The sequence below is a fragment of the Streptomyces spinoverrucosus genome (assembly GCF_015712165.1).
In the GTDB taxonomy this organism is placed as follows: Bacteria; Actinomycetota; Actinomycetes; order Streptomycetales; family Streptomycetaceae; genus Streptomyces; species Streptomyces spinoverrucosus_A.
Window position 1 is genome coordinate 6595505 of the sequence record NZ_JADPZX010000001.1, and the last position, 25035, is coordinate 6620539.

The window sequence follows — 25035 nt, forward strand, 5'->3', positions numbered from 1 at the left end:
TGGTGGGTCGTATCCCGTATCCCCTTTACGGGGGACAGCGATGGGACGCAGCGGGGGAGCGCGCGGTTCCCGGAGCGGATCCGCTCAGTCGCCGTAGTCCGACATCGCGTCCAGCAGCCGGGCCGACTTCGGCGGCACGGTCACCCCGTGGATCAGCGACGGCGGGACCGGGCGGGTGACACCCCGGTCCGGGGCCGACCAGTGCGGGACCATCCGGGCGCAGTCGCCGCGCAGCGAGGCCAGGTCGCCCTCCAGGTCGGCGGGCGTGGGGGCCGGGTCGTCGAGTTTCGTCATAGCCGCACCGTAGGCACGCCGAGGCAGGCGAAGAAAGATCTACTATCGGGTAGTTTTGGTGGCTTCGAAGCCGTCCGCCCGCCTCATGTCCGCCGCATGGCCGACTCCGGGCGTTCTCCCCACACCATCGAGCCATCCGCTTCAGCGTCACCGCCGCAACCGGGTAGCGTGAATCGTCAACCCCCTCCACCCGGGAGATTCCACGCCGTGCGCATCGCAGTCACCGGCTCCATCGCCACCGACCACCTCATGACCTTCCCCGGCCGCTTCGCCGACCAGCTCGTCGCGGACCAGCTGCACACGGTCTCGCTGTCGTTCCTGGTCGACAAGCTCGATGTCCGCCGGGGTGGCGTGGGCGCCAACATCGCCTTCGGGATGGGCCAGCTCGGAACCCGGCCGATCCTCGTCGGTGCCGCCGGCGCCGACTTCGACGAGTACCGTGCCTGGCTGGACCGGCACGGCGTCGACACCGCCTCCGTGCGCATCTCCGAGACCCTGCACACCGCCCGCTTCGTGTGCACCACGGACGCCGACCACAACCAGATCGGCTCCTTCTACACGGGCGCCATGAGCGAGGCCCGCCTGATCGAGCTGAAGACCGTCGCGGACCGCGTCGGCGGCCTCGACCTCGTCCTGATCGGCGCCGACGACCCCGAGGCGATGCTCCGGCACACCGAGGAGTGCCGCTCCCGCAACATCTCGTTCGCCGCCGACTTCTCCCAGCAGATCGCCCGCATGGACGGCGAGGAGATCCGGATACTGCTGGACGGGGCGACGTACCTCTTCTCCAACGAGTACGAGAAGGGCCTCATCGAAAGCAAGACCGGCTGGAGCGACGAGGAGATCCTCGGCAAGGTCGGCCACCGCGTCACCACCCTCGGCGCCCGGGGCGTGCGCATCGAGCGGGCCGGCGAGGACCCGATCGAGGTCGGCTGCCCGGAGGAGGAGCGCAAGGCCGACCCCACCGGCGTCGGCGACGCCTTCCGCGCCGGGTTCCTGTCGGGGCTTGCCTGGGGGGTCTCCCTGGAGCGGGCCGCGCAGGTGGGCTGCATGCTGGCGACGCTGGTCATCGAGACCGTCGGCACGCAGGAGTACGCGTTGCGCCGGGCGCACTTCATGGACCGGTTCACCAAGGCGTACGGTCACGAGGCCGCCGCCGAGGTCCAGGCGCAACTCGTCTAGTTTCGTCTGCGGGTGCGTGGGGCTGGTCGCGCGCACGCGGCGGTAGCCGCCTATCGATACAGCCCCGCGCCCCCGGGTGGGTCACAGCGCCCGGCGGACCACGTAAGCCGTTCCCTTTTCTGCCGGCTCCTCGCCTACGTATTCGTGGCCCCGCATCGCGCACCACGCCGGGATGTCCAGCCTCGCCGCCTCGTCGTCCGCGAGCACCCGCACCGTGCCGCCCACCGGCACGTCCCCGATGACCTTGGCCAGCTCGATCACCGGGATGGGGCAGAGCTTGCCCACCGCGTCCACGACGAGCACGTCCTCCCGTACGACCGTGCTGGGCGTCGGCGCCCCGAGCTTCTCCCGGACCGCCGCGACCGCCCCCGGCAGCACCTGAAGGAACCGGTCGACGTCCTCCGCCGCCGCCCCGAGCGGCAGCGACACCCGCACGTTGCCCTCGCTCAGCACCCCCATCGCCTTCAGCACATGGCTCGGCGTCAGCGTGCTGCTCGTGCAGGACGATCCGGACGAGACGGAGAAACCGGCGCGGTCCAACTCGTGCAGCAGAGTCTCCCCGTCGACATAGAGACACGAGAACGTGACGATCCCCGGCAGTCGCCGCTGCGGATCGCCCACCACCTCGACGTCCCCCAGCAGTTCCGGAACCCGCGCCCGGATCCGGTCCGTCAGTTCCCGCAGTCGTACCGACTCCTGCGCCACCTCGGCCCGAACGGCCCGCAGTGAGGCCGCCGCCGCGACGATCGCCGGGATGTTCTCGAACCCGGCGGCCCGCCCCGACTCCCGCTCGTCCGCGGGCCCTTGCGGCGCGAACCGGACCCCCTTGCGCACCACCAGCAGCCCCACGCCCGAAGGCCCGCCCCACTTGTGGGCGCTGGCCGTCAGCAGCGACCAGTCGCCGGCCACCGGCCCCCACCCCAGCGACTGCGCCGCGTCCACCAGCAACGGCACCCCGGCCTCCCGGCACACCGACGCCACCTCGGCCACCGGCTGCACGGTCCCCACCTCGTGGTTGGCGGACTGCAGACACGCCAGCGCGGTGTCGGGCCGCAGCGCCTCGGCGTACCCCTCCGCCCGCACGGCGCCTTCCCGGCCCACCGCAACCTGAGTGGTCGTACCGCCGTCCGCCTCGTGCACCTCAGCCGCATGGAGCACCGAGGAGTGTTCGACCGCTGACACGATCAGGTGACGTCCGACGCGCCGCCGCCCGGCCAACGCCCCCGCGACACCCGTGTGCACGGCCCGCGTCCCGGACGACGTGAACACCAACTCGTCCGGCCGGCAACCGACCGCCTCCGCGGCGGCCTCCCGGGCGGCATCGAGCAGCAACCGCGCCCGCCGCCCCTCCCGATACAACCGCGCGGGATCGGCCCACCCTTCATCCAGCGAGGCCTGCAGCGCCTGCCGCGCGACAGGGTGAAGCGGAGCGGCGGAGGCAGCGTCGAAGTAACCCATACGCCAACGCTAAATCGCCGTGCGGGTACTCGTCCCTCGGGGGCGCGGGGCCGTGACTTCAGCGGCTCCGCCGCGGGGCGCGAGCAACCCCAACCACCCGCACTTCGCCGCACAAGTCGCACCCCCCGGCGCATTAGGCCCCCTTCGGCTGACCCAGCGGCGCGTACAGGCACCCCTCCCCGCGAACCCCCGGAGGGCGTCGGCTAGGGTTTGGTCCGCATAAACATCCAAACCCCTGCCCGACGCAGGGCGGCGACCGACCAGCGAGAAGGCCGCAGCCGACCGCGCGGGCGAGACTCTCGGGAAGGCGCTACGTGAGTCCCAACGGCTCCGACCGCTCGCCGCGGCGCCCGATGCGGCGGAAGCTGCTGCAGGCACTGACCGCGGGCCTGGTCCTGGCGACCGCCACCGGTTGCACATGGGAGGACTTCCCCCGCCTTGGTATGCCCACCCCCACCACGGAGGAGGCGCCGATCGTCCTCTCCCTCTGGCAGGGCTCCTGGGCTGCCGCGCTCGCCGTCGGCGTGCTGGTGTGGGGCCTCATTGTGTGGAGTGCGATCTTCCACCGGCGCAGCCGCACCAAGGTGGAGGTTCCTCCGCAGACCCGGTACAACGTGCCGATCGAGGCGCTGTACACGGTCGTTCCGATCATCATCGTCTCGGTCCTCTTCTACTTCACGGCCCGCGACGAGACGAAGCTCCTCGACATGTCGAAGAAGCCCGACGTCACGGTGAACGTGGTCGGCTTCCAGTGGAGCTGGTGCTTCAACTACATCGAGAACGTCGAAGGTTCGACGGGCGACGCCAGGACCGCCCCGGCCCTGGACGCCATTCCGGACCGCTACAAGAAGGAGTTCCCGGCGGACGCCGGCGGGGTCTACACCTGCGGCACGCCGGGTGAGCGGAACCCGCAGACGGGCAACCCGGGCCCCACCCTCTGGCTTCCCGAGGGCAAGACGGTCCGCTTCGTCCTCACCTCGCGTGACGTCATCCACTCCTTCTGGGTGGTGCCGTTCCTGATGAAGCAGGACGTCATCCCGGGCCACACCAACGCCTTCCAGGTGACCCCCAACAAGGAGGGCACCTTCCTGGGCAAGTGCGCCGAGCTCTGCGGCGTCGACCACTCCCGGATGCTGTTCAACGTGAAGGTCGTCTCCCAGGAGCGCTACGAGCAGCACCTTCAGGAGCTCGCCCGCAAGGGCCAGACCGGTTACGTTCCCGCCGGCATCGAGCAGACGGACCACGAGAAGGAGCGGGAGGTGAACCAGCTGTGAGCATCCTCAACGAACCCGCGGGTGCCGCCGAGGCCGGCTCCTACGAGAACGAACTGCCGGTCCGGCGCAAGCAGCCCGGCAACGTCATCGTCAAGTGGCTGACGACCACCGACCACAAGACGATCGGCACGCTGTACCTGGCCACCTCGTTCGCGTTCTTCTGCATCGGTGGCGTGATGGCGCTCTTCATGCGCGCCGAGCTCGCCCGCCCGGGTACGCAGATCATGTCGAACGAGCAGTTCAACCAGGCGTTCACGATGCACGGCACGATCATGCTGCTGATGTTCGCGACGCCGCTGTTCGCCGGTTTCGCCAACTGGATCATGCCGCTGCAGATCGGCGCGCCCGACGTGGCGTTCCCGCGGCTGAACATGTTCGCCTACTGGCTGTACCTCTTCGGCTCGCTGATCGCGGTGGCCGGCTTCCTCACCCCGCAGGGTGCGGCCGACTTCGGCTGGTTCGCCTACTCCCCGCTGTCGGACGCGGTCCGCTCGCCGGGTGTCGGCGCCGACATGTGGATCATGGGTCTGGCCTTCTCCGGCTTCGGCACCATCCTCGGCTCGGTCAACTTCATCACCACGATCATCTGCATGCGCGCTCCCGGCATGACGATGTTCCGCATGCCGATCTTCACCTGGAACGTGCTGCTGACCGGTGTCCTGGTCCTGCTCGCCTTCCCGGTCCTCGCGGCGGCGCTGTTCGCCCTGGAGGCGGACCGCAAGTTCGGGGCGCACATCTTCGACTCGTCCAACGGTGGAGCGCTGCTGTGGCAGCACCTCTTCTGGTTCTTCGGCCATCCAGAGGTGTACATCATCGCGTTGCCGTTCTTCGGCATCATCAGTGAGGTCATCCCGGTCTTCTCCCGCAAGCCGATGTTCGGCTACTCGGGTCTGATCGCGGCGACCATCGCGATCGCGGGTCTGTCCGTGACGGTGTGGGCGCACCACATGTACGTCACCGGTGGTGTGCTGCTGCCGTTCTTCGCCTTCATGACGTTCCTCATCGCCGTACCCACCGGTGTGAAGTTCTTCAACTGGATCGGCACGATGTGGAAGGGCTCGCTGTCCTTCGAGACGCCGATGCTCTGGGCGACCGGCTTCCTGATCACCTTCACCTTCGGTGGTCTGACCGGTGTCATCCTGGCCTCGCCGCCGATGGACTTCCACGTCTCGGACTCGTACTTCGTGGTGGCGCACTTCCACTACGTGGTGTTCGGCACCGTCGTCTTCGCGATGTTCTCCGGCTTCCACTTCTGGTGGCCGAAGTGGACCGGCAAGATGCTCGACGAGCGGCTCGGCAAGATCACCTTCTGGACGCTGTTCATCGGCTTCCACGGCACCTTCCTGGTCCAGCACTGGCTGGGCGCCGAGGGCATGCCGCGCCGGTACGCCGACTACCTGGCGGCCGACGGCTTCACCGCCCTGAACACGATCTCGACGATCAGCTCCTTCGTGCTCGGCCTGTCGGTCCTGCCGTTCTTCTACAACGTGTGGAAGACGGCCAAGTACGGCAAGCCGGTCGGCGTCGACGACCCGTGGGGCTACGGCCGCTCGCTGGAGTGGGCCACCTCCTGCCCGCCGCCGCGGCACAACTTCCTCACCCTGCCGCGGATCCGCAGTGAATCCCCGGCGTTCGACCTGCACCACCCCGACATCGCCGCGCTCGAGGAGCTCGGCCACGGCGGGCACGGTGCCAGCGCCCTCGCGGGTGGCAAGGAGGCCGGCAAGTGAAGATCCAGGGCAAGATGTTCATCTGGCTGAGCGTCTTCATCCTCGCCATGGCGATCGTCTATGGCTTGTGGTCGAAGGAGCCGGCCGGCACCACCGCCCTCTTCCTGGCCTTCGGCCTGGCCATCATGATCGGCTTCTACCTCGGCTTCACCGCCAAGCGGGTCGACACCGGCGCCCAGGACAACAAGGAGGCCGACGTCGCGGACGACGCGGGCGAGCTGGGCTTCTTCAGCCCCCACAGCTGGCAGCCGCTGTCCCTGGGCATCGGCGGCGCCCTCGCCTTCCTCGGTGTCGCGGTCGGCTGGTGGCTGCTGTACTTCTCCGCCCCGCTGATCCTGATCGGCATCTGGGGCTGGGTCTTCGAGTACTACCGCGGTGAGAACCGCACCCAGTAACAGTCGGCGCCGAGCGCTCCAGGAGCCCGGACTCTCCGTCAGGAGGGTCCGGGCTCCCTCGTTCTGTCCTTCACACCCACGGACGGAGTCACCCGTCCGGATGACTCACCGCGCCGAGCCTGACGAACCTTCCTAGCGTGAAGGCATGAGCCACTCTTCGCGCACCAGCAGAGTCGCCGGTTGCACGCTGGTGGTGATCGCCCTCGGCGCGGGCGTCACCGCCTGCGGCAGCGACGGCAACCCGCTGTCCGCCACGCCGTACGACGCGGCGGAGCAGATCTCCTTCAACGGCCCCACCAAGGCCGGGAAGAAGGCCGACCCGGACAAGCCCCTGGAGATCACCGCCGAGGGCTCCGAGGGCCGGATCACGGACGTCACGGCCATGGACGCCGTGGGACGCCATGTCTCGGGCGAACTCTCCGCCGACGGCAGCCGCTGGCACAGCACCTCACCGCTGGCCGCCAATGCCCACTACACGGTCCGGGTGAGCACCGAGGACGACGACGGGGCGCCCGGCCGCCGGGTCGTCACCTTCGACACCGGCAAGCCCCGCACCAAGAAGCGGCTGAACGTCACCTTCGGCCCCGAGGCGGGCAAGTACGGCGTGGGCCAGCCCATCACCGCCGACCTGAGCCAGCCCGTCAAGGACAAGGCGCAGCGCGCGATCGTCGAACGCGGTCTGAAGGTGGTCTCCAGCCCCGTCGTGGACGGCGCCTGGCACTGGGTCGACGACAAGAAGCTCCACTACCGGCCCAAGGAGTACTGGCCCGTCAACGCCGGCATCCAGGTGAGCAGCAATCTCGACGGCATCAAGATCAGCGACCGCCTCTGGGGCGGCACCGCGAAGCCCCTGAAGATCACCACGGGCGACCGGATCGTCGCCGTCGCGGACGGCGCCAGCCACCAGATGACGGTCTACAAGAACGACAAGGTGATCAACACCATCCCGATCACCATGGGCAAGCCCGGCTTCGAGACCCGCAACGGGGTCAAGGTGGTCATCGGCAAGGAGTACTTCGTACGCATGCGCGGCACCACCGTCGGCATCGCCGAGGGCACCTCGGAGTCGTACGACCTGCCCGTCTACTACGCCACCCGGGTCACCTGGAGCGGCGAATACGTACACGCCGCCCCCTGGTCCGTCGGCGACCAGGGCTCCGCCAACGTCAGCCACGGCTGCACCGGCATGAGCACCACCAACGCCGCCTGGTTCTACGAGAACGTCCGCCCCGGCGACATCGTCAAGGTGGTCAACTCCTACGGCCACACCATGGAACCGTTCGGCAACGGCTTCGGCGACTGGAACGTCGACTGGGCGAAATGGCGCAAGGGCAGCGCCCTGCTCAAGGGCAACCCCGAGGGCCCGAAGGAGTCGGACAAGCTACGACTTCAGCCGCAGAGCGTCTGAACAACGCCCAGAGCGTCTGAACAACGCCCTGAGGGGCGCGGGGCGTATCGATGTGCGGCTCCGCCGCGTGGGCGCGACAAGCCACAGGCAGCCCGCAGTCGCCCCACAACCGGACCAACCGCCCCCTCAGGCGCTCGCAAGCCTCTTCTGCCGCAACAGAGAAGCCAACGCGGACGCGAACTCCACCGGCTCCACAGGCAACGTCACCGCCGCATCGGCCCGGCTCCACGTGGCCAACCACGCATCCTGGGGCCGAGCGATGAGCAACAGCACCGGCGGACACTGGAACACCTCGTCCTTGATCTGCCGGCACACCCCCATGCCCCCCATCGGCACGGCCTCACCGTCCAGCACGCAGACGTCGATCCCGCCCTTGTCCAACTCCTTGACGACGGCACCCGGAGTCGCACACTCCACGAACTCCACGACAGGGACGTCCGGAGCCGGCCGACGGCCGGTCGCCAGCCGTACCTGCTGGCGGGTGTTGGAGTCGTCGCTGTAGACCAGCACGGTGGCGGTCGGCTGCATGGTTCCTCCGTGACTTCGGCGTCGTACGGCAAGGCCCGTGACGCGGATGCTACTCCCTTGAACACCACGTCAACACCAGTAAGAAACAGGGAGACACTCCGAACGGCACCCCCCGGAGTGAGGGCGGGATAAGCGACCGACATAATGTCGGTCGTGGCGACAGCAACGACAGTAGATACCGGGCACGCGCACCCGTCGGTCAACCGGCCGAACCTCACCAGCGTCGGAACCATCATCTGGCTGAGTTCCGAGCTGATGTTCTTCGCGGCCCTCTTCGCGATGTACTTCACCCTGCGATCGGTGACCGGCCCCGAGTTCTGGCATGAGAAGGCTTCGGCCTTGAACTTCCCGTTCTCGGCGACCAACACCACGATCCTGGTGCTCTCCTCCCTCACCTGCCAGCTCGGCGTCTTCGCCGCCGAGCGCGGTGACGTAAAGAAGCTCCGGATGTGGTTCATCGTCACCTTCGTGATGGGTGCGATCTTCATCGGCGGTCAGGTCTACGAGTACACCGAGCTGGTGAAGAAGGACGGGCTCTCGCTCTCCTCCGACCCGTACGGCTCGGTCTTCTACCTGACCACCGGCTTCCACGGCCTGCACGTGACGGGCGGACTCATCGCCTTCCTGCTGGTCCTCGGCCGGACCTACGCGGCCCGGAGGTTCACCCACGAGCAGGCGACCGCCGCCATCGTCGTGTCCTACTACTGGCACTTCGTCGACGTCGTCTGGATCGGCCTCTTCGCCACGATCTACATGATCAAGTAGCCCGGGACCCGTTCCCGCGCATCCCAGAAGACTCGACGCAGAAGATCCTGACACCGGGGTAATCCGTGAAAAAGCTTTCCGCACGACGACGCCATCCGCTGGCGGCGGTCGTCGTCCTACTCCTCGCGCTGGCGGCCACGGGGGTGCTGTACACCGCGCTCGCGCCTACGGGTAAGGCGCAGGCCGATGACACAGCCCAGTCCCTCGCCATCGACGAGGGCAAGAAGCTCTACGCCGTCGGCTGCGCCAGCTGCCACGGCACCGGCGGTCAGGGCACCTCCGACGGTCCGAGCCTGGTCGGCGTGGGCGCGGCGGCCGTCGACTTCCAGGTCGGCACCGGCCGTATGCCGGCCGCGACCTCCCAGGGCGCCCAGGTGCCGCGGAAGAAGGTCATCTACACCCAGGCCCAGATCGACCAGCTCGCGGCGTACATCGCCTCGCTCGGCGCCGGCCCGAACATCCCGACCAAGGAGCAGTACGGCACGGAGGGCGCGGACATCGCCGAGGGCGGCCAGCTGTTCCGCACCAACTGCGCGCAGTGCCACAACTTCACCGGCAAGGGCGGTGCGCTCACCAACGGCAAGTACGCGCCGACCCTGGAAGGCGTCGACCCCAAGCACATCTACGAGGCCATGCAGACCGGCCCGCAGAACATGCCCTCCTTCCCCGACACGACGCTGTCCGAGCAGAACAAGAAGGACATCATCGCGTACCTGGAGGCGGTCAACAGCTCCAAGACGGAGAACCCCGGCGGTCTGGAGCTGGGCGGCCTCGGGCCGGTCAGTGAGGGCCTCTTCGGCTGGATCTTCGGTCTCGGCGGGCTGATCGCCGTCGCCGTGTGGGTCGCCGCCCGGACCGCAAAGGCCAAGAAGTCATGAGTAGCCAAGACATTCCAGAAGAGAACGTGCCCGCCGAGCGGGACAGCGTGCACGGCGCGGTGGACGTCGCCGACGAGAAGCACCCGTTCGCAGACCCGGGCCTGCCGCCGCACGAGCACCGGATCCAGGACATCGACGAGCGGGCCGCCAGGCGGTCCGAGCGCACGGTGGCCCTGCTGTTCACGCTGTCGATGCTGGCCACGATCGGCTTCATCGCCGCGTTCGTGGCGATCCCGGTCGACAAGTCGATCTTCGTCTGGCCGCTCGGCCACATCAGCGCGCTGAACCTCGCGCTCGGCCTGACCCTCGGCCTCGCGCTGTTCTGCATCGGCGCCGGTGCGGTCCACTGGGCCCGCACCCTGATGTCCGACGTCGAGATCGCCGACGAGCGCCACCCGATCGAGGCCTCGCCCGAGGTCCGCGCGAAGGTCCACGCGGACTTCAAGCAGGGTGCCAAGGAGTCCGCGATCGGCCGTCGCAAGCTGATCCGCAACACCATGTTCGGCGCGCTAACGCTGGTGCCGCTTTCCGGCGTCGTCCTGCTGCGCGACCTGGGTCCGCTGCCCGAGGACACGCTCCGCCACACCCTGTGGAAGAAGGGCAAGCTCCTCGTCAACATGAACACGAACGAGCCGCTGCGTCCCTCGGACGTCGCCGTCGGCTCGCTCACGTTCGCCAAGCCCGAAGGCCTGGAGGAGCACGACCACGACTTCAACAACGAGATCGCCAAGGCGGCCCTGATGATCGTGCGGCTGCAGCCGGGCGACATCAAGGACAAGCGCGAGCTCGAGTGGTCGCACGAGGGCATCGTGGCGTACTCGAAGATCTGCACCCACGTCGGCTGCCCGATCTCGCTGTACGAGCAGCAGACGCACCACGTGCTGTGCCCCTGCCACCAGTCCACCTTCGACCTCTCCGACGGTGCCCGGGTCATCTTCGGCCCCGCCGGTCACGCCCTGCCGCAGCTGCGCATCGGCGTGAACGACGAGGGTTACCTCGAGGCGCTCGGCGACTTCGAAGAGCCCGTCGGTCCTGCATTCTGGGAGCGCGGATGAGCACTACGACCACCTCCGAGTCCCGCTCTCGCGGGAAGGCACCGGCCGGCGAGCGCGTCGCCGACTGGGCCGACGGCCGGCTCGGGATCTACTCCCTGGCCAAGGCCAACATGCGCAAGATCTTCCCGGACCACTGGTCCTTCATGCTGGGTGAGATCTGCCTGTACAGCTTCATCATCATCATCCTCACGGGTGTGTACCTGACGCTGTTCTTCCACCCGTCGATGAACGAGGTGGAGTACCACGGCAGCTACGTCCCCATGCAGGGCGTGCTGATGAGTGAGGCGTACGCCTCCACGCTGGACATCAGCTTCGACGTGCGCGGCGGTCTGCTGATCCGGCAGATCCACCACTGGGCGGCGATCATCTTCCTCGCCGGCATGTTCGTGCACATGATGCGCGTCTTCTTCACCGGCGCGTTCCGCAAGCCGCGTGAGATCAACTGGCTGTTCGGCTTCCTGCTGTTCGTCCTCGGCATGTTCACCGGTTTCACCGGTTACTCGCTCCCGGACGACCTGCTCTCCGGCACCGGTGTCCGCTTCACCCAGGGCGCGATCCTGTCCGTGCCGATCGTCGGCACGTACATCTCGTTCTTCCTGTTCGGCGGAGAGTTCCCGGGCACCGACTTCGTGGCCCGCTTCTACTCGATCCACATCCTGCTGCTGCCGGGCATCATGCTCGGTTTGGTGGTCGGCCACCTGATCCTGGTCTTCTACCACAAGCACACGCAGTTCGCGGGCCCCGGAAAGTCCAACAAGAACGTCGTCGGCATGCCGCTGCTGCCGGTCTACATGGCCAAGGCCGGAGGCTTCTTCTTCCTGGTCTTCGGTGCCATCGCGGCCCTGGCCGGCATCGCGAGCGTCAACCCGATCTGGGTGCTCGGCCCGTACCGTCCGGACCTGGTGTCCACGGGCGCTCAGCCCGACTGGTACATGGGCTTCGCCGAAGGCCTCGTCCGGGCCATGCCCGGCTGGGAGATCGACTTCTGGGGTCACACGCTGGTCCTGGGCGTGTTCATCCCGCTGGTGCTGTTCGGTGTGTTCCTCGCGGTGATCGCGCTGTACCCGTTCATCGAGTCGTGGATCACCGGGGACAAGCGCGAGCACCACATCCTGGACCGGCCGCGCAACGCCCCGACCCGCACCGCCTTCGGTGTCGCCTGGGTCACCGGCTACATGATCATGCTGATCGGTGGTGGCAACGACATCATCGCCACCCACTTCCATCTGTCGATCAACGCGGTCACGTGGTTCGTCCGGATCGGCTTCTTCGCCGGACCGGTCCTCGCCTTCATCGTCACCAAGCGGATCTGCCTCGGCCTGCAGCGCCGGGACAGGGACAAGGTGCTGCACGGCCGGGAGACCGGCACCATCAAGCGCCTGCCGCACGGTGAGTTCATCGAGGTCCACGAGCCGCTCAGCCAGGAGGCCCTGCACACGCTCACGGCACACGAGCAGTACAAGCCGGCCGAGATCGGCCCGACGGTCGACGAGAACGGTGTCGAGCGCAAGGTGAAGGGCTCCGAGAAGCTGCGCGCCAAGCTCAGCGACGCCTACTTCGGTGAGGACGCCCAGATCCCCAAGCCCACCGTCGAGGAGTACAAGGAGATCACGAGCGGCCACGGCCACCACTGATCGCTGCACTCGCCACGCCACGGCGAAGGGCCCCGTCCGAAGCTCGGACGGGGCCCTTCGCCGTCCCCCGGGCTGGATAGGGTGGACCTTGTTCGAGACACGTGTCCCGTACGACGGGACCGACCCAGGAGCGGCTTATGAGCGCTGTGACCCCCGCTGGAGGCGACACCGCGGCGGGCCGCTCCTGGCCCGCCCTGCTGAACGGCCTGCTGGACGGCCGTGACCTGGGCGCGGACGACACCGCCTGGGCGATGGACGTGATCATGCGGGGCGAGGCGACGGACGCGCAGATCGCCGGGTTCGCGGTGGCACTGCGGGCCAAGGGCGAGACCGTCGAGGAGATCACCGGACTCGTCCGGACGATGTACGAGCACGCGAACGTGATCGAGGTGCCGGGCGAGACGGTCGACATCGTCGGGACCGGCGGCGACGGCGCGAAGACGGTGAACATCTCCACCATGTCGGCGATCGTCATCGCCGGTACGGGCGCGAAGGTCGTCAAGCACGGCAACCGCGCCGCGTCCTCCGCCTCCGGCGCGTCCGACGTACTGGAGAAGCTGGGCGTCAATCTGGAGCTGACGCCGCGGCGGGTCGCCGAGGTGGCCGAGGAGGCCGGGATCACCTTCTGCTTCGCGGTGAAGTTCCACCCGGCGCTGCGTCATGTGGCGGCGGCGCGCGGCCAGCTGGGCATCAGGACGACGTTCAACTTCCTGGGCCCGCTGACGAACCCCGCCAAGGTCAGGGCGCAGGCGGTCGGCGTCGCGGACCTCCGGATGGCGCCGATCGTCGCCGGAGTCTTCGCCGAGCGCGGCAACTCCTCGCTGGTGTTCCGCGGTGACGACGGCCTCGACGAGCTGACGACCACGTCGACGTCCCGGGTGTGGGTCGTCCGGGACGGCAAGGTGACCGAGGAGACCTTCGACCCGCGCGAGGTCGGCATCGACCTGGTGCCGGTGGAGGCGCTGCGGGGCGCGGACGCCTCGTACAACGCCGAGGTCGCCCGGCGCCTGCTGGACGGTGAGCGCGGCCCCGTCCGGGACGCGGTCCTGCTGAACGCGGCGGCGGCGCTGGTGGCGCTGCGGCCGGGTGACGGGCCGCTGGCCGAGCGGATCCGCGCCGGCATGGAGAGCGCGGCCGAGTCGATCGACTCCGGCGCCGCCAAGCGCGTCCTGGACCGCTGGGTGGCCGTCAGCAACGCCTAGTAGTGCTTCGTTAGGTTCTGGCTCTGCTTCGGGGTGTGGTGAGGGGGCGGCCGCAGGTGGTGCAGGTGCCGGTCCAGCACCTCAGCAGGTCCTGAAGGGCACCAAGGACCTGGTAGAGGGTCAGGCCGGCGCTTGGGCTTTTGGGTCGAGCCGCCTGAGGGTGAGGAAGGCCTGGGCGGCGGTGACGAGGGTGACGTGGTGGTGCCAGCCGCGCCAGGTGCGGCCTTCGAAGTGGTCCAGGCCCAGGCCGTGTTTGAGTTCGCGGTAGTCGTGCTCGATCCGCCAGCGCATCTTGGCCCACCGCACCAGGTCGGCGATCGGAGTGGTGGCGGGCAGGTTGGTCATCCAGTAGCCGGTCGGCTCGTCGGCTTCTTCGGGCCGTTCGACCAGCAGGGTCCGCAGCGGCAGCACACCGTCCCACCGGCTGCGTCCCCCGGCCTGTTCCTGGGCGGTGCGGCAGGCCTCCTTGCCCGAGGGCCGCACCGGAAGCACCGCGAAGTGCGAGGTCATCGCCCCCTTGCTGCCCTGCCTCCAGGTGACCTCCTCGAACACGGCGGTTTCATCAACGAGGCCGGGCAACGGGCAGGGCTTCTCGCGGTAGCGGGGCAGGGTCGGTGGTCCCAGCCCGCCATAAGCCGGCTGATACGGCTCGGCGTCGGCAGGCCGCGCGATCTCCTTCGGGTCGACGGCCATGACGTAGGTCCAGGCGCGTTCCTCCAGTGCGAGCCGGAAGGAGACGCTGCGGCCATAGCCGGCATCGGCCACGATCACCGGCACCGCCAATCCCTGCCCGGCCAGCCGGTCCAACAGGCCCAGAGCCAGGTGCGTCTTGGAGACATGCCCGACCTCCACGGGTATCCCAGCGCGCTGCCGCCGACCATCGTCGTGCGCCCACTCCTGGGGCAGGAACAGCTCCCACTCCAACGGGCACGATGCTGTGTCGGTGGCCGCGTGGACGCTGACCGCGACCTGGCAGTTCGCCCGCTTGCCCAGCGCTCCGCAGTACTGCCGGGCCACCCCGACCGACGCCGTGCCGCACTTGGGAAACGACACATCGTCGACCACCCACACCTCAGGGCGGATCGCCTCGCACAACCGCTGGGCGATCCGCCGCCGCACCGGCAGCGGGTCCCACGGCGACTGGTTCACGAACTGCTGCAGGGCCTGCATGTTGCCGTCCGGCAGCCGCTCGGCCATCGGCTGGATCGACTTCCGCCGGCCGTCCAGCATCAGACCCCGCAGATAACAATCGCCCCACCGCCGCTGATCCCGCCGCGGCAACGACCCCAAGACATCGGCAACGAACTCTGCTAACTCACCGCGGAGCCGTTCCACTTCCCCCAGCTTCACACCACGAAGATGCCCACCACCAGGCGAGATCACTCGACGTAACGAAGCACTACTAGCCCCTGAAGTTGACCGCCGCGAGTCCCTTGGCGGACGGGACGTAGACGCGGGTGCCGCGGACGACGGGGCTCAGCCGGCGCTCGCCGGGGTCGCCGACGGTGACCCTCCAGATCAGGGCGCCGTCCGCGCCCACGGCGCGCAGCTCACTGCCGGAGCGGAGCAGAACGGCGTCGGCGGCGGGCGTCGGGTCCGAGTGGCAGGGGCCGTACGTCCACATCCGGGCGCCGTCCTCCAGTGAGCTCGCCACCAGCGTGGTGCCGACCTTGGCGAGGGCCAGCGAGCCGAAGGTGACGGCGGACGAGTAGATGCCGCCGCCCTGGCCCTCCCGCTGCCACACGCGCTTCCCGTCGGTCGTGATGCCGTACAGGATGTTCGCCTCGTTGTTCGTGCTCGCCACGACCATGCCCCGGGTGACGGAGACGCCCGGCCGCGCCACGTCGCTGTCCAGCTCGGCCTGCCAGGTCAGGGCCCCGGTGCCGGCGTCGAGGGCGTACAGGTGGTTGTCGTAGCTGCCCACGTACACCGTCCCGTCGGCCACCACGGGGGCCACGTCCGGCGACCCCGTGAGGGTCCGTGTCCAGGCCGGAGTGCCGTCGGCGGCGTAGGCGCGCACGCCCCCGGTGCCCGCGTCCCCGTACCCGACGAGCACCAGGCCGTCCCAGGTGACCGCGGGCATCTCGAAACCGCGGGGCGGCAGATCCCTGGTCCACAGATGGTCGCCGTCATGGCTGACCGCCGCGAGCCGCTCCGAGCCGGGCGCATCGGCGGTGAGGGCGCAGAAGACGCCCTCCGCGGTGACCGCCGGGGGCGTCGCCGCCATCCCGTCGAAGTCCGTCTTCCAGCGCTGGGTGCCGTCCGAATTGATCGCCCACAGCGTGCCGTCCTCGCCGGCGGCGTAGACGACGTCGTCGTTCGGCGCGAGTGCCACGCACGGGCCGGCCCCGGCGGCGTAGAACAGGGGCCCGGTCTCGAACTGCCAGGCGACCGAGGCCTTCGCGGCGGACGCGCCGGTGTCCGAGGCGGGCGTGCCGGAAGGGGAGCGACTGGCGCCGCCGCCCGCGTCGCGCTCCCGGGTCAGGAGGACCCCGCCCACCCCCACACCGGCCACCAGGAGCCCTCCCCCGGCCGTGAGCAGGCGGCGCCGCGACAGACCCCGGCCGGAGGGCGCGTCCTGCCGCACCTCGGCGGCCGGCCGGGCCTCGGAGAGCACCGTGGGCGGGGCGAGGTACTCCACCCGGCTCCGCTCCGGGCCGGAGTCCCGGTCCGCGACCCAGCGCTCGCCGTCCTCGGCACGCTCCGGGCCCGCGTCCTGGGCGCGCTCCGGGGCGAAGGGCAGCCAGCCCGGCCGGGTGCTGTCCCGCAGCGAGCGGCCGGTGTGCCCGGCCTCCGCGACCAGGGCCTGCGGCGTGGGCCGCTCCTCGGGCTCCGCCCGCAGGCACGACTCGACCAGCGGCAGCACCCGCTTCGGCACCTGGGACAGATCGAAGTCCCGGGTCAGGATCCGCAGCAGGATCACCGAGTCCTGGCCCTCCCCGAAGGGCTCCCGGCCGCTCGCCGCGTAGGCGAGGACCGCGCCCAGTGAGAAGACGTCGCTGGCCGGGCCCACCTCGGCGCCGTTGCGGATCTGCTCCGGCGAGACATAGCCGACCGAGCCGACGATCGTCCCGGTCCGGGTCAGCGAGGTCGCCTCCAGGGCCCGGACGATCCCGAAGTCGATGACCCGGGGGCCGTCCTGCGCGAGCAGGATGTTGGACGGCTTCAGGTCGCGGTGGACCATCCCCTTGCCGTGGATGGCGCCCAGCGCCTCGCCGAGCGCCGCCGCGAGGACGAGCACCGCGTCCTCGGGGAGCGGCCCGTGGTCCAGCACGGCGTCCCGCAGGTTGGGTCCGTCGACGAACTCCGTCGCCATCCACGGCCGTTCGGCCTCTGTGTCGGCGTCGACGACCCGGGCGGTGTACGTCCCCGCACCGCCGACGGTCTGCGCGGCCCGCACCTCCTGACGGAACCGGGCGCGGAAGGTGCGGTCCTCCGCGTGTTCGGCCCGCACCACTTTCACGGCCAGCCGAAGTCCGCCACGGCCCTCGGCGAGATACACCTCGCCCATGCCGCCGGCACCGAGTCGGCCCCGGACCTCGTAGGGCCCGACCCGCCGAGGATCCGTGTCCCGCAGCGCCTGCACCCCGTGTTCCCCCTGTCCCGCGTACGGCTGCCGAGGGGAGCGTATACGCCGTGCCCGGGTCAGCGGCTCACACGGCGGGGACGCAACGCCCGTCCACAGTGCGGTAGTTCCACTTCGCGCCGTCGCGCACCAGTTCCCGCACCGCCCCGACGAACCGCTCGACATGCTCGTCCGGCGTGCCCGCCCCGAAGCTCACCCGGATCGCGTTGAGCGACTTCTCCCCGGGAGCCGCCTCGGGGGCGCCGCACTCGCCCTGGGTCTGCGGATCGCTGCCGAGCAGGGTGCGCACGAGGGGGTGGGCGCAGAAGAGGCCGTCGCGGACGCCGATGCCGTACTCGGCGGAGAGCGCGGCGGCGAAGTGGGAGCTGTTCCAGCCGTCGACGACGAAGGAGAGCACACCGACGCGGGGGGCGTCGTCGCCGAACAGGGACAGGATCCGGACCTCGGGGACCTCGGCGAGGCCGTCCTTCACCTTGTCGATCAGGTGCTGCTCACGGGCGACCAGCGTGTCGAAGCCGGCCTCGGTGAGGGCCTTGCAGGCCGACGCGACGGCGTAGGCGCCGATGACGTTCGGGGAGCCCGCCTCGTGCCGGGCGGCGCTGTCGTGCCACTCCACGTCCACGCCGCCGTCCGCCCGCCGGGCGACCTTGCGGCTGGCGCCGCCGCCCGCGAGGTACGGCTCGGCCGCGCGCAGCCAGTCGGCGCGGCCGGCGAGGACGCCGGAGCCGAAGGGGGCGTACAGCTTGTGCCCGGAGAAGGCGACCCAGTCGACGTCCAACTCCCGTACGGACACCGGGTGGTGGGGTGCGAGCTGGGCGGCGTCCAGCACGATGCGGGCGCCGTGCGCGTGCGCGGCCGCGGCGAGCTCCCGCACGGGCCACAGCTCGCCGGTGACGTTGGAGGCGCCGGTGACGCAGACGAGGGCCGGGCCGTGGGGGTCGCGGTCGGCGAGCGCGCGCTCCAGGGTCCGCACGGCCTGCTGCGGGGTGCGCGGCGCGTCGAGGTAGGTGACGTGGGCGTCCCGCCAGGGCAGCAGGGAGGCGTGGTGCTCGGTCTCGAAGACGAAGACCTGGCAGCCGGCCGGGAGGGCGGCGGCGAGCAGGTTGAGCGAGTCGGTGGTGGACCGGGTGAAGACCACCTGGTCGTCTGCGCGGCAGTCGAGGAACTCGGCGACGGTCCTGCGGGAGTTCTCGAACAGGTCGGTGGAGAGCTGGGAGAGGTAGCCGGCGCCGCGGTGGACGCTGCCGTAGTACGGCGCGTAGGCCGCCACGTCGTCCCACACCCGCTGGAGGGCGGGGGCGCTGGCCGCGTAGTCGAGGGCGGCGTAGCTGACTTCGCCCCCGGTGACGAGCGGGACGGTGACATCCCGCCCCAGAACGGGCAGCGGGGCACAAACGGACTGATCGGCGGCAGCGGTGAAGACGGACATGGCGGAACTCCCGTGAGAGACAGAGAGAAAAGAGAGAAAAAAGGGGTGTGCGGAGGCGGGGCTCGGCGGCCCTATCGCATTCGCTTGCTCACGGAAGGCTCCTCGACGACCAGGACCCCTGGTTTCGCGAGGGGTCCGCGCTTGCCGTAGACCTCGCTGCCTACGGCCTGGTCTTCACCCGGGGCACCCCGCCACGGACGGAGGGTTGCCGGACAGTCGGCCGGGGCCGAATGACTGTCGCTCATGACCTGAACAGGAACGTACGTGAACTGATCGGCGCCCCGCAACCCGAGTCCGGATCGCGGGACGCACGCCACACTCCGTGCGGACAGGGCCTGTCCGGCGGATCAGGTCGCAGGAAATCGGCGGTGATTCATGGACGCGGGTGACAGGGGGCTGGTGCGTCGAGCTGCAAGGCGGAGGAGGGCGGCGACGCGGAGCGTCGGCAACCGACGACAACGCCGCAGATCGGCGTGCCAGACCCCGCGTCTGCGGCCTGATCGGCCGGACAGGCCCTAGTAGTGCTTCGTTAGGTTCTGGCTCTGCTTCGGGGTGTGGTGAGGGGGCGGCCGCAGGTGGTGCAGGTGCCGGTCCAGCACCTCAGCAGGTCCTGAAGGGCACCAAGGACCTGGTAGAGGGTCAGGCCGGCGCTTGGGCTTTTGGGTCGAGCCGCCTGAGGGTGAGGAAGGCCTGGGCGGCGGTGACGAGGGTGACGTGGTGGTGCCAGCCGCGCCAGGTGCGGCCTTCGAAGTGGTCCAGGCCCAGGCCGTGTTTGAGTTCGCGGTAGTCGTGCTCGATCCGCCAGCGCATCTTGGCCCACCGCACCAGGTCGGCGATCGGAGTGGTGGCGGGCAGGTTGGTCATCCAGTAGCCGGTCGGCTCGTCGGCTTCTTCGGGCCGTTCGACCAGCAGGGTCCGCAGCGGCAGCACACCGTCCCACCGGCTGCGTCCCCCGGCCTGTTCCTGGGCGGTGCGGCAGGCCTCCTTGCCCGAGGGCCGCACCGGAAGCACCGCGAAGTGCGAGGTCATCGCCCCCTTGCTGCCCTGCCTCCAGGTGACCTCCTCGAACACGGCGGTTTCATCAACGAGGCCGGGCAACGGGCAGGGCTTCTCGCGGTAGCGGGGCAGGGTCGGTGGTCCCAGCCCGCCATAAGCCGGCTGATACGGCTCGGCGTCGGCAGGCCGCGCGATCTCCTTCGGGTCGACGGCCATGACGTAGGTCCAGGCGCGTTCCTCCAGTGCGAGCCGGAAGGAGACGCTGCGGCCATAGCCGGCATCGGCCACGATCACCGGCACCGCCAATCCCTGCCCGGCCAGCCGGTCCAACAGGCCCAGAGCCAGGTGCGTCTTGGAGACATGCCCGACCTCCACGGGTATCCCAGCGCGCTGCCGCCGACCATCGTCGTGCGCCCACTCCTGGGGCAGGAACAGCTCCCACTCCAACGGGCACGATGCTGTGTCGGTGGCCGCGTGGACGCTGACCGCGACCTGGCAGTTCGCCCGCTTGCCCAGCGCTCCGCAGTACTGCCGGGCCACCCCGACCGACGCCGTGCCGCACTTGGGAAACGACACATCGTCGACCACCCACACCTCAGGGCGGATCGCCTCGCACAACCGCTGGGCGATCCGCCGCCGCACCGGCAGCGGGTCCCACGGCGACTGGTTCACGAACTGCTGCAGGGCCTGCATGTTGCCGTCCGGCAGCCGCTCGGCCATCGGCTGGATCGACTTCCGCCGGCCGTCCAGCATCAGACCCCGCAGATAACAATCGCCCCACCGCCGCTGATCCCGCCGCGGCAACGACCCCAAGACATCGGCAACGAACTCTGCTAACTCACCGCGGAGCCGTTCCACTTCCCCCAGCTTCACACCACGAAGATGCCCACCACCAGGCGAGATCACTCGACGTAACGAAGCACTACTAGCTAGTTGTCCAGCCCGATCGCGAACGCCGCCTCCAGGTCGTGCTGGGAGTACGTCCGGAACGCCACGTGTGTGTCCGTCGCCTCCACGCCGGGGATCTTGCTGATGCTGCCGGGGATGACGTCGGCGAGGTCGTCGTGCCGCTTCACCCGGACCATGGCGATCAGGTCGTAGGTGCCGGTGACGGAGAAGACCTCGCTGACGGAGTCCAGCGCGGCGATCTGCTCGGCGATCTCGGGGATCCGGTCCACGCTGGTCTTGATCAGGACGATCGCGGTGATCACGGCTGGTTCTCTCCCTCGGGGGCCGGAGCTGGGGCGGCCTTCACTTTAGTCGCACGGCCGTACCGCGCCCACGCGTAGGCGAAGCCCAGCCCGAAGCCCACCAGGTGGGCCAGATACGCCACCCCCGGCCCGCTGGACGCCTGCCGCGCCGCCAGCCACTGCAGGGCCACCCAGAAGGGCAGCACCACCCACGCCGGGAAGCGCAGCGGCAGGAAGAACAGGAACGGCAGGAGGCTGGTCACCCGGGCCCGGGGAAAGAGGTACAGGAAGGCGCCGAGCACCGCCGAGATCGCGCCCGACGCGCCGACCAGGGACTGCTCGGAGTCGGCGTTGGCCGCCGCGTACCCCAGCAGCGCGAGGTAGCCGCAGCCGACGTAGAAGAGGGTGAACTCGACGCGGCCCATCCGTTCCTCGGTCATCGCCCCGAAGACATGGAGGAAGAGCATGTTGCCGAGCAGGTGGACCCAGCTGCCGTGCACGAAGAGGGCCGTGGCCGGGGTGAGGGCGGCCCGGGGGGATCCCTCGAACAGTTCTGCGGGTACCACCCCCCAGTGGCGGAAGTACGCCCGCTGTACGGCGAGCGGCTCGTCGCCGGAGCCGTACACCGGACTGAGCCCCGAGGCCGGGCCGGCCAGGAAGATCAGGCAGCACACGGCGATCAGTGTGAACATCACCGGCGCCTGCGGTCGGCGGACCGCCCGGCGGCCCACCGTGCTCCAGAGGCTGATCATGGACACAGAGCATGACGTAAGCGGACGCAACCGCACAGACTGCCTCGCCGCCCGGGACGGACGGGCGTCGAGGACCCGCCAGGCCGTAGGGTTACGAGCCACACGCTCCAGGGAAGCTGGGCGCATCACGACGTATCACCGAGAAACGACGCATCACCGAAACTAGAAGGAAAGAAACAGCCACGATGACGGTTCCCCTGCCGACCGACACCACGCGGTGGCGCTGCACCCTCTGCGGCAATCTGACGCGCTTCGACGTGACGCGCTCCTCGAAGGTCGTCGAGTACGTCCACCTCGACCTCGCCGGTGAGCCGAGGGTCGAGGAGCGTGAGGTGGTCAGTGAGACCATCGAGTCGGTGCGGTGCCGGTGGTGCAACGCCGTGGATCAGGTGGAACTCGTGGACAGGCCGGGCGCCGGCTCCTGACAGGGACCGGCCCCGCAGGGGTATTGGGGTGACGGATGGTGGAGACCGCAGGCGGGGGGCCGGGCGACGGCGCCGCTGAGGTGCTCGACCGTCCGCTGCCCGAAGGAGTGCGCCGCAAGGTCGTGCAGATCGTCTCCGACGGTTTCGGTGGGCTGACGATGGCCGAACTGCCCGCCCAGCTGCGGCAGTACGCGCGGTTCGCCCCGAATCGCCGGGCCAAGTTCGCCGGTAACGCGATGGCCGCGGCGGTGGAGACCGACCCGCTGTTCCGGCAGCGCATCGGGGAGAAGTTCCGCGAGGCCCAGCCCGATCTGGCCGGTGCCCTCGACGCCGGATCGCCGCCGCCGGCCGCGGATCCGCTGGACGTGGCCGCCGCCGCGTATGTGCTGCGCCCCATCGGCTGGGTGAAACTGGTCGCCGCCGCCGGCGAGGAGGCCCAGCGGGCCGACGCCGAGCGCGCCGACGAGGAGAGCCGCGCCGAACTGGAGCGGCTGCGTACCGAACTCGCCGCCGCCCGCGACCACACCCGCGCCGAGACGGAGCGGCTGCGCGCCGAGCTGGACGGCGCCCGCAAGGAAGCCGAATCGCTTCACCGCAAGCTGCGGGCCGCGCTCAGCGACGTCAAGCGCGGCGAGGCGGCGCTGCGCAAGGTGCAGGCCGAGATCGAGGCCGTACGCGCCGAGGGCCAGGCCCAGGTGTCCGTGGCCGAGAGCGAGGCGCGGCGGCTGAAGGCGCGGCTGGGGGAGGCGGAGGCCGCCCTGGAGGCCACTCGCCGGGCCGCGCGCGAGGGCCGCAGCGTCGAGGACATGCGGGTACGGCTGCTGCTCGACACCGTGCTGGACGCGGCGCAGGGGCTGCGCCGGGAACTGGCGCTGCCGCCGGTCTCCGTACGCCCCGCCGAGACCGTGGACGCGGTCGAACCGGGACGAATGACCCCGAAGGACATCGCCGCGCGGGCGTTGTCCGAGAACGACCCCGCGATCCTCGACCAGCTCCTCGCGCTGCCGCAGGCCCATCTGGTCGTCGACGGCTACAACGTCACCAAGACCGGCTATCCCCAAATGCCGCTGGAGAAGCAGCGGTTGAGGCTGCTCGGGCAGCTCTCGCAGCTCGCCGCGCAGTCCGGCGCCGAGGTGACCTGTGTCTTCGACGGGGCCGAACTGGCCGCGCCGGTGCTGCTGGCCCCGCCCCGCGGAGTGCGGGTGCTGTTCTCCAAGCCCGGCGTCACCGCCGACGAGTTGATCCGCCAGCTGGTGCGCGCCGAGCCGCCCGGGCGTCCGGTCATCGTCGTCTCGACCGACCGTGAGGTGGCCGACGGGGTGGCCCGCGCGGGGGCGCGGCCGGTGGCGTCGGCGGTGTTGCTCAAGCGCCTCTCGCGCAGCTGACGTACGCCCCATGCGCCACCTACGTCCCAACCGTGCAATGTGCCCGGAGAATGCCCGAATTGACGGAACCGTCACGCAACGTAGCGTCAACACGCATCACTGCACGTGAGTTGTAGGTAAAGGATGCGCTCGGTCACCGAGATTTTTCACGTGAGGATTTGATCTGATCACAACTGGGTCACTAGGGTCTGGCCTCGAACCTCCGATCGGGTGATCACTCACAAGAAGGAGATTGCCCCCGTGGCGTCCCACCGTCGACCCAAGCAGCCCAGTCGCACACGCGTGACCGTGCTGACCACCGCAGCCGCCGCTGCCGTCGCCCTCAGCTCGCAGGCCGCCAACGCCGCGCCGAGCGAGAAGCCGAGCAAGGACGAGGTCAAGGCCAAGGTCGACAAGCTCTACGAGGAAGCCGAGCAGGCCACCGAGAAGTACAACGGGGCCAAGGAGAAGCAGGAGAAGCTCCAGAAGGAGATCTCCACCATCCAGGACAACGTCGCCCGCGGCCAGGAAGAGGTCAACGAGCTGCGCGACGGCCTCGGTTCGATGGCCAGCGCCCAGTACCGCTCGGGCGGCATCGACCCCGCCCTGCAGCTCTTCCTCTCCGCCGATCCGGACGACTACCTCGACAAGGCCTCCACGCTCGACCAGTTGAGCGCTCAGCAGGTCGAGGCGCTGAAGAAGATCCAGGAAAAGCAGCGCGAACTCGCCCAGGAGCGCGCCGAGGCCTCCGACAAGCTCAAGGACCTCGCCACCACCCGCACCGAACTGGGCAAGAAGAAGAGCGAGGTGCAGGGCAAGCTCGCCGAGGCGCAGAAGCTGCTCAACTCCCTCACCGCGGCGGAGAAGGCGGCCCTGGCGGCCGAGGAGGAGCGCGCCAGCCGCGCCAGCGAGCGCACCGCCCTCGGCGGCTCCAACGCCCCCGCCACCGGCCGCGCGTCCTCGGCCTACGGCGCGGCGCAGAGCAAGATCGGCTCGCCCTACGTCTACGGCGCCTCCGGCCCGTCCTCCTTCGACTGCTCGGGCCTCACCTCCTGGGCCTTCGCCCAGGCCGGCATCCAGATCCCGCGCACCTCGCAGGCGCAGGCCAACGCCGGCACCCGGATCTACTCGCAGAGCGACCTCCAGGTCGGCGACCTGGTCATCTTCTACGGCGACCTGCACCACGTCGGCTTCTACGCGGGCAACGGCCAGGTGCTGCACGCCCCGCGCTCCGGCACGGTCGTCCGCTACGAGTCGATCAACAACATGCCGTACCAGTTCGGCGTCCGGATCTGAGAGCCGTAGGCGCTCCCCGAGATCAACGGACCGTGCCGCCCGTTCGGGCGAATTACGGAACCGGGCTGTGACCCCACACCCCGCCAATGACCTGCGTCAGCGGCGGGGTGTCACGTTGAGTGCCCGCCGAGCTCTTTGGCCGTTGCCCCACCGCGGGGCTACTGTCTGCCGCGTTTCCCCCCGTCGGACCTCCG

Annotated in this window: 22 protein-coding genes and 1 riboswitch; of the genes, 13 read left to right on the forward strand and 9 right to left on the reverse strand. The window is 69.7% G+C overall.

Annotated features, from left to right (window positions below):
• Positions 1 to 84: 84 nt before the first annotated feature.
• Positions 85 to 294 (reverse strand): hypothetical protein, encoded by a 210-nt coding sequence (locus tag I2W78_RS29940; protein ID WP_196463357.1) that lies wholly within the window; start codon positions 292 to 294, stop codon positions 85 to 87.
• A gap of 207 nt (positions 295 to 501) precedes the next feature.
• Here I2W78_RS29940 and I2W78_RS29945 point away from each other — a divergent pair, with 207 nt between their 5' ends.
• Positions 502 to 1476 (forward strand): carbohydrate kinase family protein, encoded by a 975-nt coding sequence (locus I2W78_RS29945; protein ID WP_196463358.1) that lies wholly within the window; start codon positions 502 to 504, stop codon positions 1474 to 1476.
• Between the two features lie 81 nt (positions 1477 to 1557).
• On the opposite strand, the gene I2W78_RS29950 is transcribed toward I2W78_RS29945, so the two are convergent.
• Positions 1558 to 2934 carry a cysteine desulfurase/sulfurtransferase TusA family protein gene (locus I2W78_RS29950; RefSeq protein ID WP_196463359.1) on the reverse strand — a complete coding sequence of 459 codons (1377 nt, stop codon included), beginning with the start codon at positions 2932 to 2934 and terminating at the stop codon, positions 1558 to 1560.
• 314 nt (positions 2935 to 3248) lie between these two features.
• Between I2W78_RS29950 and ctaC the strand changes: the two genes are divergently transcribed.
• From ctaC to I2W78_RS29970, 4 genes are all read left to right on the forward strand, one after another.
• Positions 3249 to 4208 (forward strand): aa3-type cytochrome oxidase subunit II, encoded by a 960-nt coding sequence (gene ctaC, locus I2W78_RS29955; RefSeq protein WP_196463360.1) that lies wholly within the window; start codon positions 3249 to 3251, stop codon positions 4206 to 4208.
• Complete coding sequence (gene ctaD, locus I2W78_RS29960) at positions 4205 to 5938, forward strand: aa3-type cytochrome oxidase subunit I (protein ID WP_196463361.1); 1734 nt, start codon at positions 4205 to 4207, stop codon at positions 5936 to 5938. The genes ctaC and ctaD overlap by 4 nt, the downstream gene beginning before the upstream one ends.
• The gene (locus tag I2W78_RS29965) at positions 5935 to 6333 is read left to right on the forward strand and encodes a cytochrome c oxidase subunit 4 (protein ID WP_196463362.1); all 399 of its coding nucleotides are present in this window, start codon (positions 5935 to 5937) and stop codon (positions 6331 to 6333) included. The genes ctaD and I2W78_RS29965 overlap by 4 nt, the downstream gene beginning before the upstream one ends.
• A 145-nt stretch (positions 6334 to 6478) precedes the next feature.
• The gene (locus I2W78_RS29970; protein WP_196463363.1) at positions 6479 to 7741 is read left to right on the forward strand and encodes a L,D-transpeptidase; all 1263 of its coding nucleotides are present in this window, start codon (positions 6479 to 6481) and stop codon (positions 7739 to 7741) included.
• Between the two features lie 126 nt (positions 7742 to 7867).
• On the opposite strand, the gene I2W78_RS29975 is transcribed toward I2W78_RS29970, so the two are convergent.
• Entirely contained in the window at positions 7868 to 8269 is a 402-nt protein-coding gene (locus I2W78_RS29975) for a hypothetical protein (RefSeq protein WP_196463364.1), read from the reverse strand.
• Positions 8270 to 8413: 144 nt separating this feature from the next.
• Between I2W78_RS29975 and ctaE the strand changes: the two genes are divergently transcribed.
• The 5 genes from ctaE (at position 8414) to trpD (ending at position 13803) form a co-directional block, all read left to right on the forward strand.
• Positions 8414 to 9034, forward strand: a complete 621-nt coding sequence (ctaE, locus tag I2W78_RS29980; RefSeq protein ID WP_196463365.1) for an aa3-type cytochrome oxidase subunit III — start codon at positions 8414 to 8416, stop codon at positions 9032 to 9034.
• Positions 9035 to 9099: 65 nt separating this feature from the next.
• Entirely contained in the window at positions 9100 to 9912 is an 813-nt protein-coding gene (gene qcrC, locus I2W78_RS29985) for a cytochrome bc1 complex diheme cytochrome c subunit (RefSeq protein WP_196463366.1), read from the forward strand.
• Positions 9909 to 10967 (forward strand): cytochrome bc1 complex Rieske iron-sulfur subunit, encoded by a 1059-nt coding sequence (qcrA, locus tag I2W78_RS29990; protein WP_196463367.1) that lies wholly within the window; start codon positions 9909 to 9911, stop codon positions 10965 to 10967. Before qcrC ends, qcrA begins: the two co-directional genes overlap by 4 nt.
• Positions 10964 to 12601, forward strand: coding sequence for a cytochrome bc1 complex cytochrome b subunit (gene qcrB, locus I2W78_RS29995; RefSeq protein ID WP_196463368.1), 1638 nt, complete (start codon positions 10964 to 10966; stop codon positions 12599 to 12601). The genes qcrA and qcrB overlap by 4 nt, the downstream gene beginning before the upstream one ends.
• 137 nt (positions 12602 to 12738) lie before the next feature.
• Positions 12739 to 13803, forward strand: coding sequence for an anthranilate phosphoribosyltransferase (gene trpD, locus I2W78_RS30000; protein ID WP_196463369.1), 1065 nt, complete (start codon positions 12739 to 12741; stop codon positions 13801 to 13803).
• A gap of 120 nt (positions 13804 to 13923) precedes the next feature.
• Here the strand turns inward: trpD and I2W78_RS30005 are convergent, their stop codons facing one another.
• The 6 genes from I2W78_RS30005 to I2W78_RS30030 all read right to left on the reverse strand — a co-directional run bounded on the left by I2W78_RS30005 (position 13924) and on the right by I2W78_RS30030 (position 21756).
• On the reverse strand, positions 13924 to 15153 hold the full coding sequence (locus I2W78_RS30005; RefSeq protein ID WP_196461643.1) for an IS701 family transposase: 1230 nt from the start codon (positions 15151 to 15153) through the stop codon (positions 13924 to 13926).
• A 52-nt stretch (positions 15154 to 15205) separates the two neighbouring features.
• Positions 15206 to 17389 carry a protein kinase domain-containing protein gene (locus I2W78_RS41215; RefSeq protein WP_196463370.1) on the reverse strand — a complete coding sequence of 728 codons (2184 nt, stop codon included), beginning with the start codon at positions 17387 to 17389 and terminating at the stop codon, positions 15206 to 15208.
• A 67-nt stretch (positions 17390 to 17456) separates the two neighbouring features.
• The gene (locus I2W78_RS30015) at positions 17457 to 18818 is read right to left on the reverse strand and encodes an aminotransferase class V-fold PLP-dependent enzyme (protein WP_196463371.1); all 1362 of its coding nucleotides are present in this window, start codon (positions 18816 to 18818) and stop codon (positions 17457 to 17459) included.
• Between the two features lie 132 nt (positions 18819 to 18950).
• Positions 18951 to 19067: riboswitch (SAM riboswitch) on the reverse strand.
• Positions 19068 to 19457: 390 nt separating this feature from the next.
• Entirely contained in the window at positions 19458 to 20687 is a 1230-nt protein-coding gene (locus I2W78_RS30020; RefSeq protein ID WP_196461643.1) for an IS701 family transposase, read from the reverse strand.
• Positions 20688 to 20743: 56 nt separating this feature from the next.
• Complete coding sequence (locus I2W78_RS30025) at positions 20744 to 21025, reverse strand: Lrp/AsnC family transcriptional regulator (protein ID WP_196463372.1); 282 nt, start codon at positions 21023 to 21025, stop codon at positions 20744 to 20746.
• Positions 21022 to 21756: a rhomboid family intramembrane serine protease gene (locus tag I2W78_RS30030; RefSeq protein ID WP_196463373.1), complete on the reverse strand. Its 735-nt coding sequence runs from the start codon at positions 21754 to 21756 to the stop codon at positions 21022 to 21024. Before I2W78_RS30030 ends, I2W78_RS30025 begins: the two co-directional genes overlap by 4 nt.
• Before the next feature lie 185 nt (positions 21757 to 21941).
• Here I2W78_RS30030 and I2W78_RS30035 point away from each other — a divergent pair, with 185 nt between their 5' ends.
• The 3 genes from I2W78_RS30035 (at position 21942) to I2W78_RS30045 (ending at position 24841) form a co-directional block, all read left to right on the forward strand.
• On the forward strand, positions 21942 to 22181 hold the full coding sequence (locus I2W78_RS30035; protein WP_171115436.1) for a hypothetical protein: 240 nt from the start codon (positions 21942 to 21944) through the stop codon (positions 22179 to 22181).
• Positions 22182 to 22216: 35 nt separating this feature from the next.
• A complete protein-coding gene (locus I2W78_RS30040; protein WP_196463374.1) occupies positions 22217 to 23566 on the forward strand; it encodes an NYN domain-containing protein in 1350 nt (449 codons plus the stop codon).
• Positions 23567 to 23806: 240 nt separating this feature from the next.
• Positions 23807 to 24841 carry a C40 family peptidase gene (locus I2W78_RS30045; RefSeq protein WP_196463375.1) on the forward strand — a complete coding sequence of 345 codons (1035 nt, stop codon included), beginning with the start codon at positions 23807 to 23809 and terminating at the stop codon, positions 24839 to 24841.
• The last annotated feature ends 194 nt before the right edge of the window (positions 24842 to 25035 follow it).

Bases quoted from the DNA above. Each gene is read 5' to 3' on its own strand.
- I2W78_RS29940 (WP_196463357.1), bottom strand. From the start codon at position 294: ATGACGAAACTCGACGACCCGGCCCCCACGCCCGCCGACCTGGAGGGC.
- I2W78_RS29950 (WP_196463359.1), bottom strand. From the start codon at position 2,934: ATGGGTTACTTCGACGCTGCCTCCGCCGCTCCGCTTCACCCTGTCGCG.
- I2W78_RS29970 (WP_196463363.1), top strand. From the start codon at position 6,479: ATGAGCCACTCTTCGCGCACCAGCAGAGTCGCCGGTTGCACGCTGGTG.
- I2W78_RS29975 (WP_196463364.1), bottom strand. From the start codon at position 8,269: ATGCAGCCGACCGCCACCGTGCTGGTCTACAGCGACGACTCCAACACC.
- ctaE (WP_196463365.1), top strand. From the start codon at position 8,414: ATGTCGGTCGTGGCGACAGCAACGACAGTAGATACCGGGCACGCGCAC.
- qcrA (WP_196463367.1), top strand. From the start codon at position 9,909: ATGAGTAGCCAAGACATTCCAGAAGAGAACGTGCCCGCCGAGCGGGAC.
- qcrB (WP_196463368.1), top strand. From the start codon at position 10,964: ATGAGCACTACGACCACCTCCGAGTCCCGCTCTCGCGGGAAGGCACCG.
- trpD (WP_196463369.1), top strand. From the start codon at position 12,739: ATGAGCGCTGTGACCCCCGCTGGAGGCGACACCGCGGCGGGCCGCTCC.
- I2W78_RS30015 (WP_196463371.1), bottom strand. From the start codon at position 18,818: ATGTCCGTCTTCACCGCTGCCGCCGATCAGTCCGTTTGTGCCCCGCTG.
- I2W78_RS30030 (WP_196463373.1), bottom strand. From the start codon at position 21,756: ATGATCAGCCTCTGGAGCACGGTGGGCCGCCGGGCGGTCCGCCGACCG.
- I2W78_RS30035 (WP_171115436.1), top strand. From the start codon at position 21,942: ATGACGGTTCCCCTGCCGACCGACACCACGCGGTGGCGCTGCACCCTC.
- I2W78_RS30040 (WP_196463374.1), top strand. From the start codon at position 22,217: ATGGTGGAGACCGCAGGCGGGGGGCCGGGCGACGGCGCCGCTGAGGTG.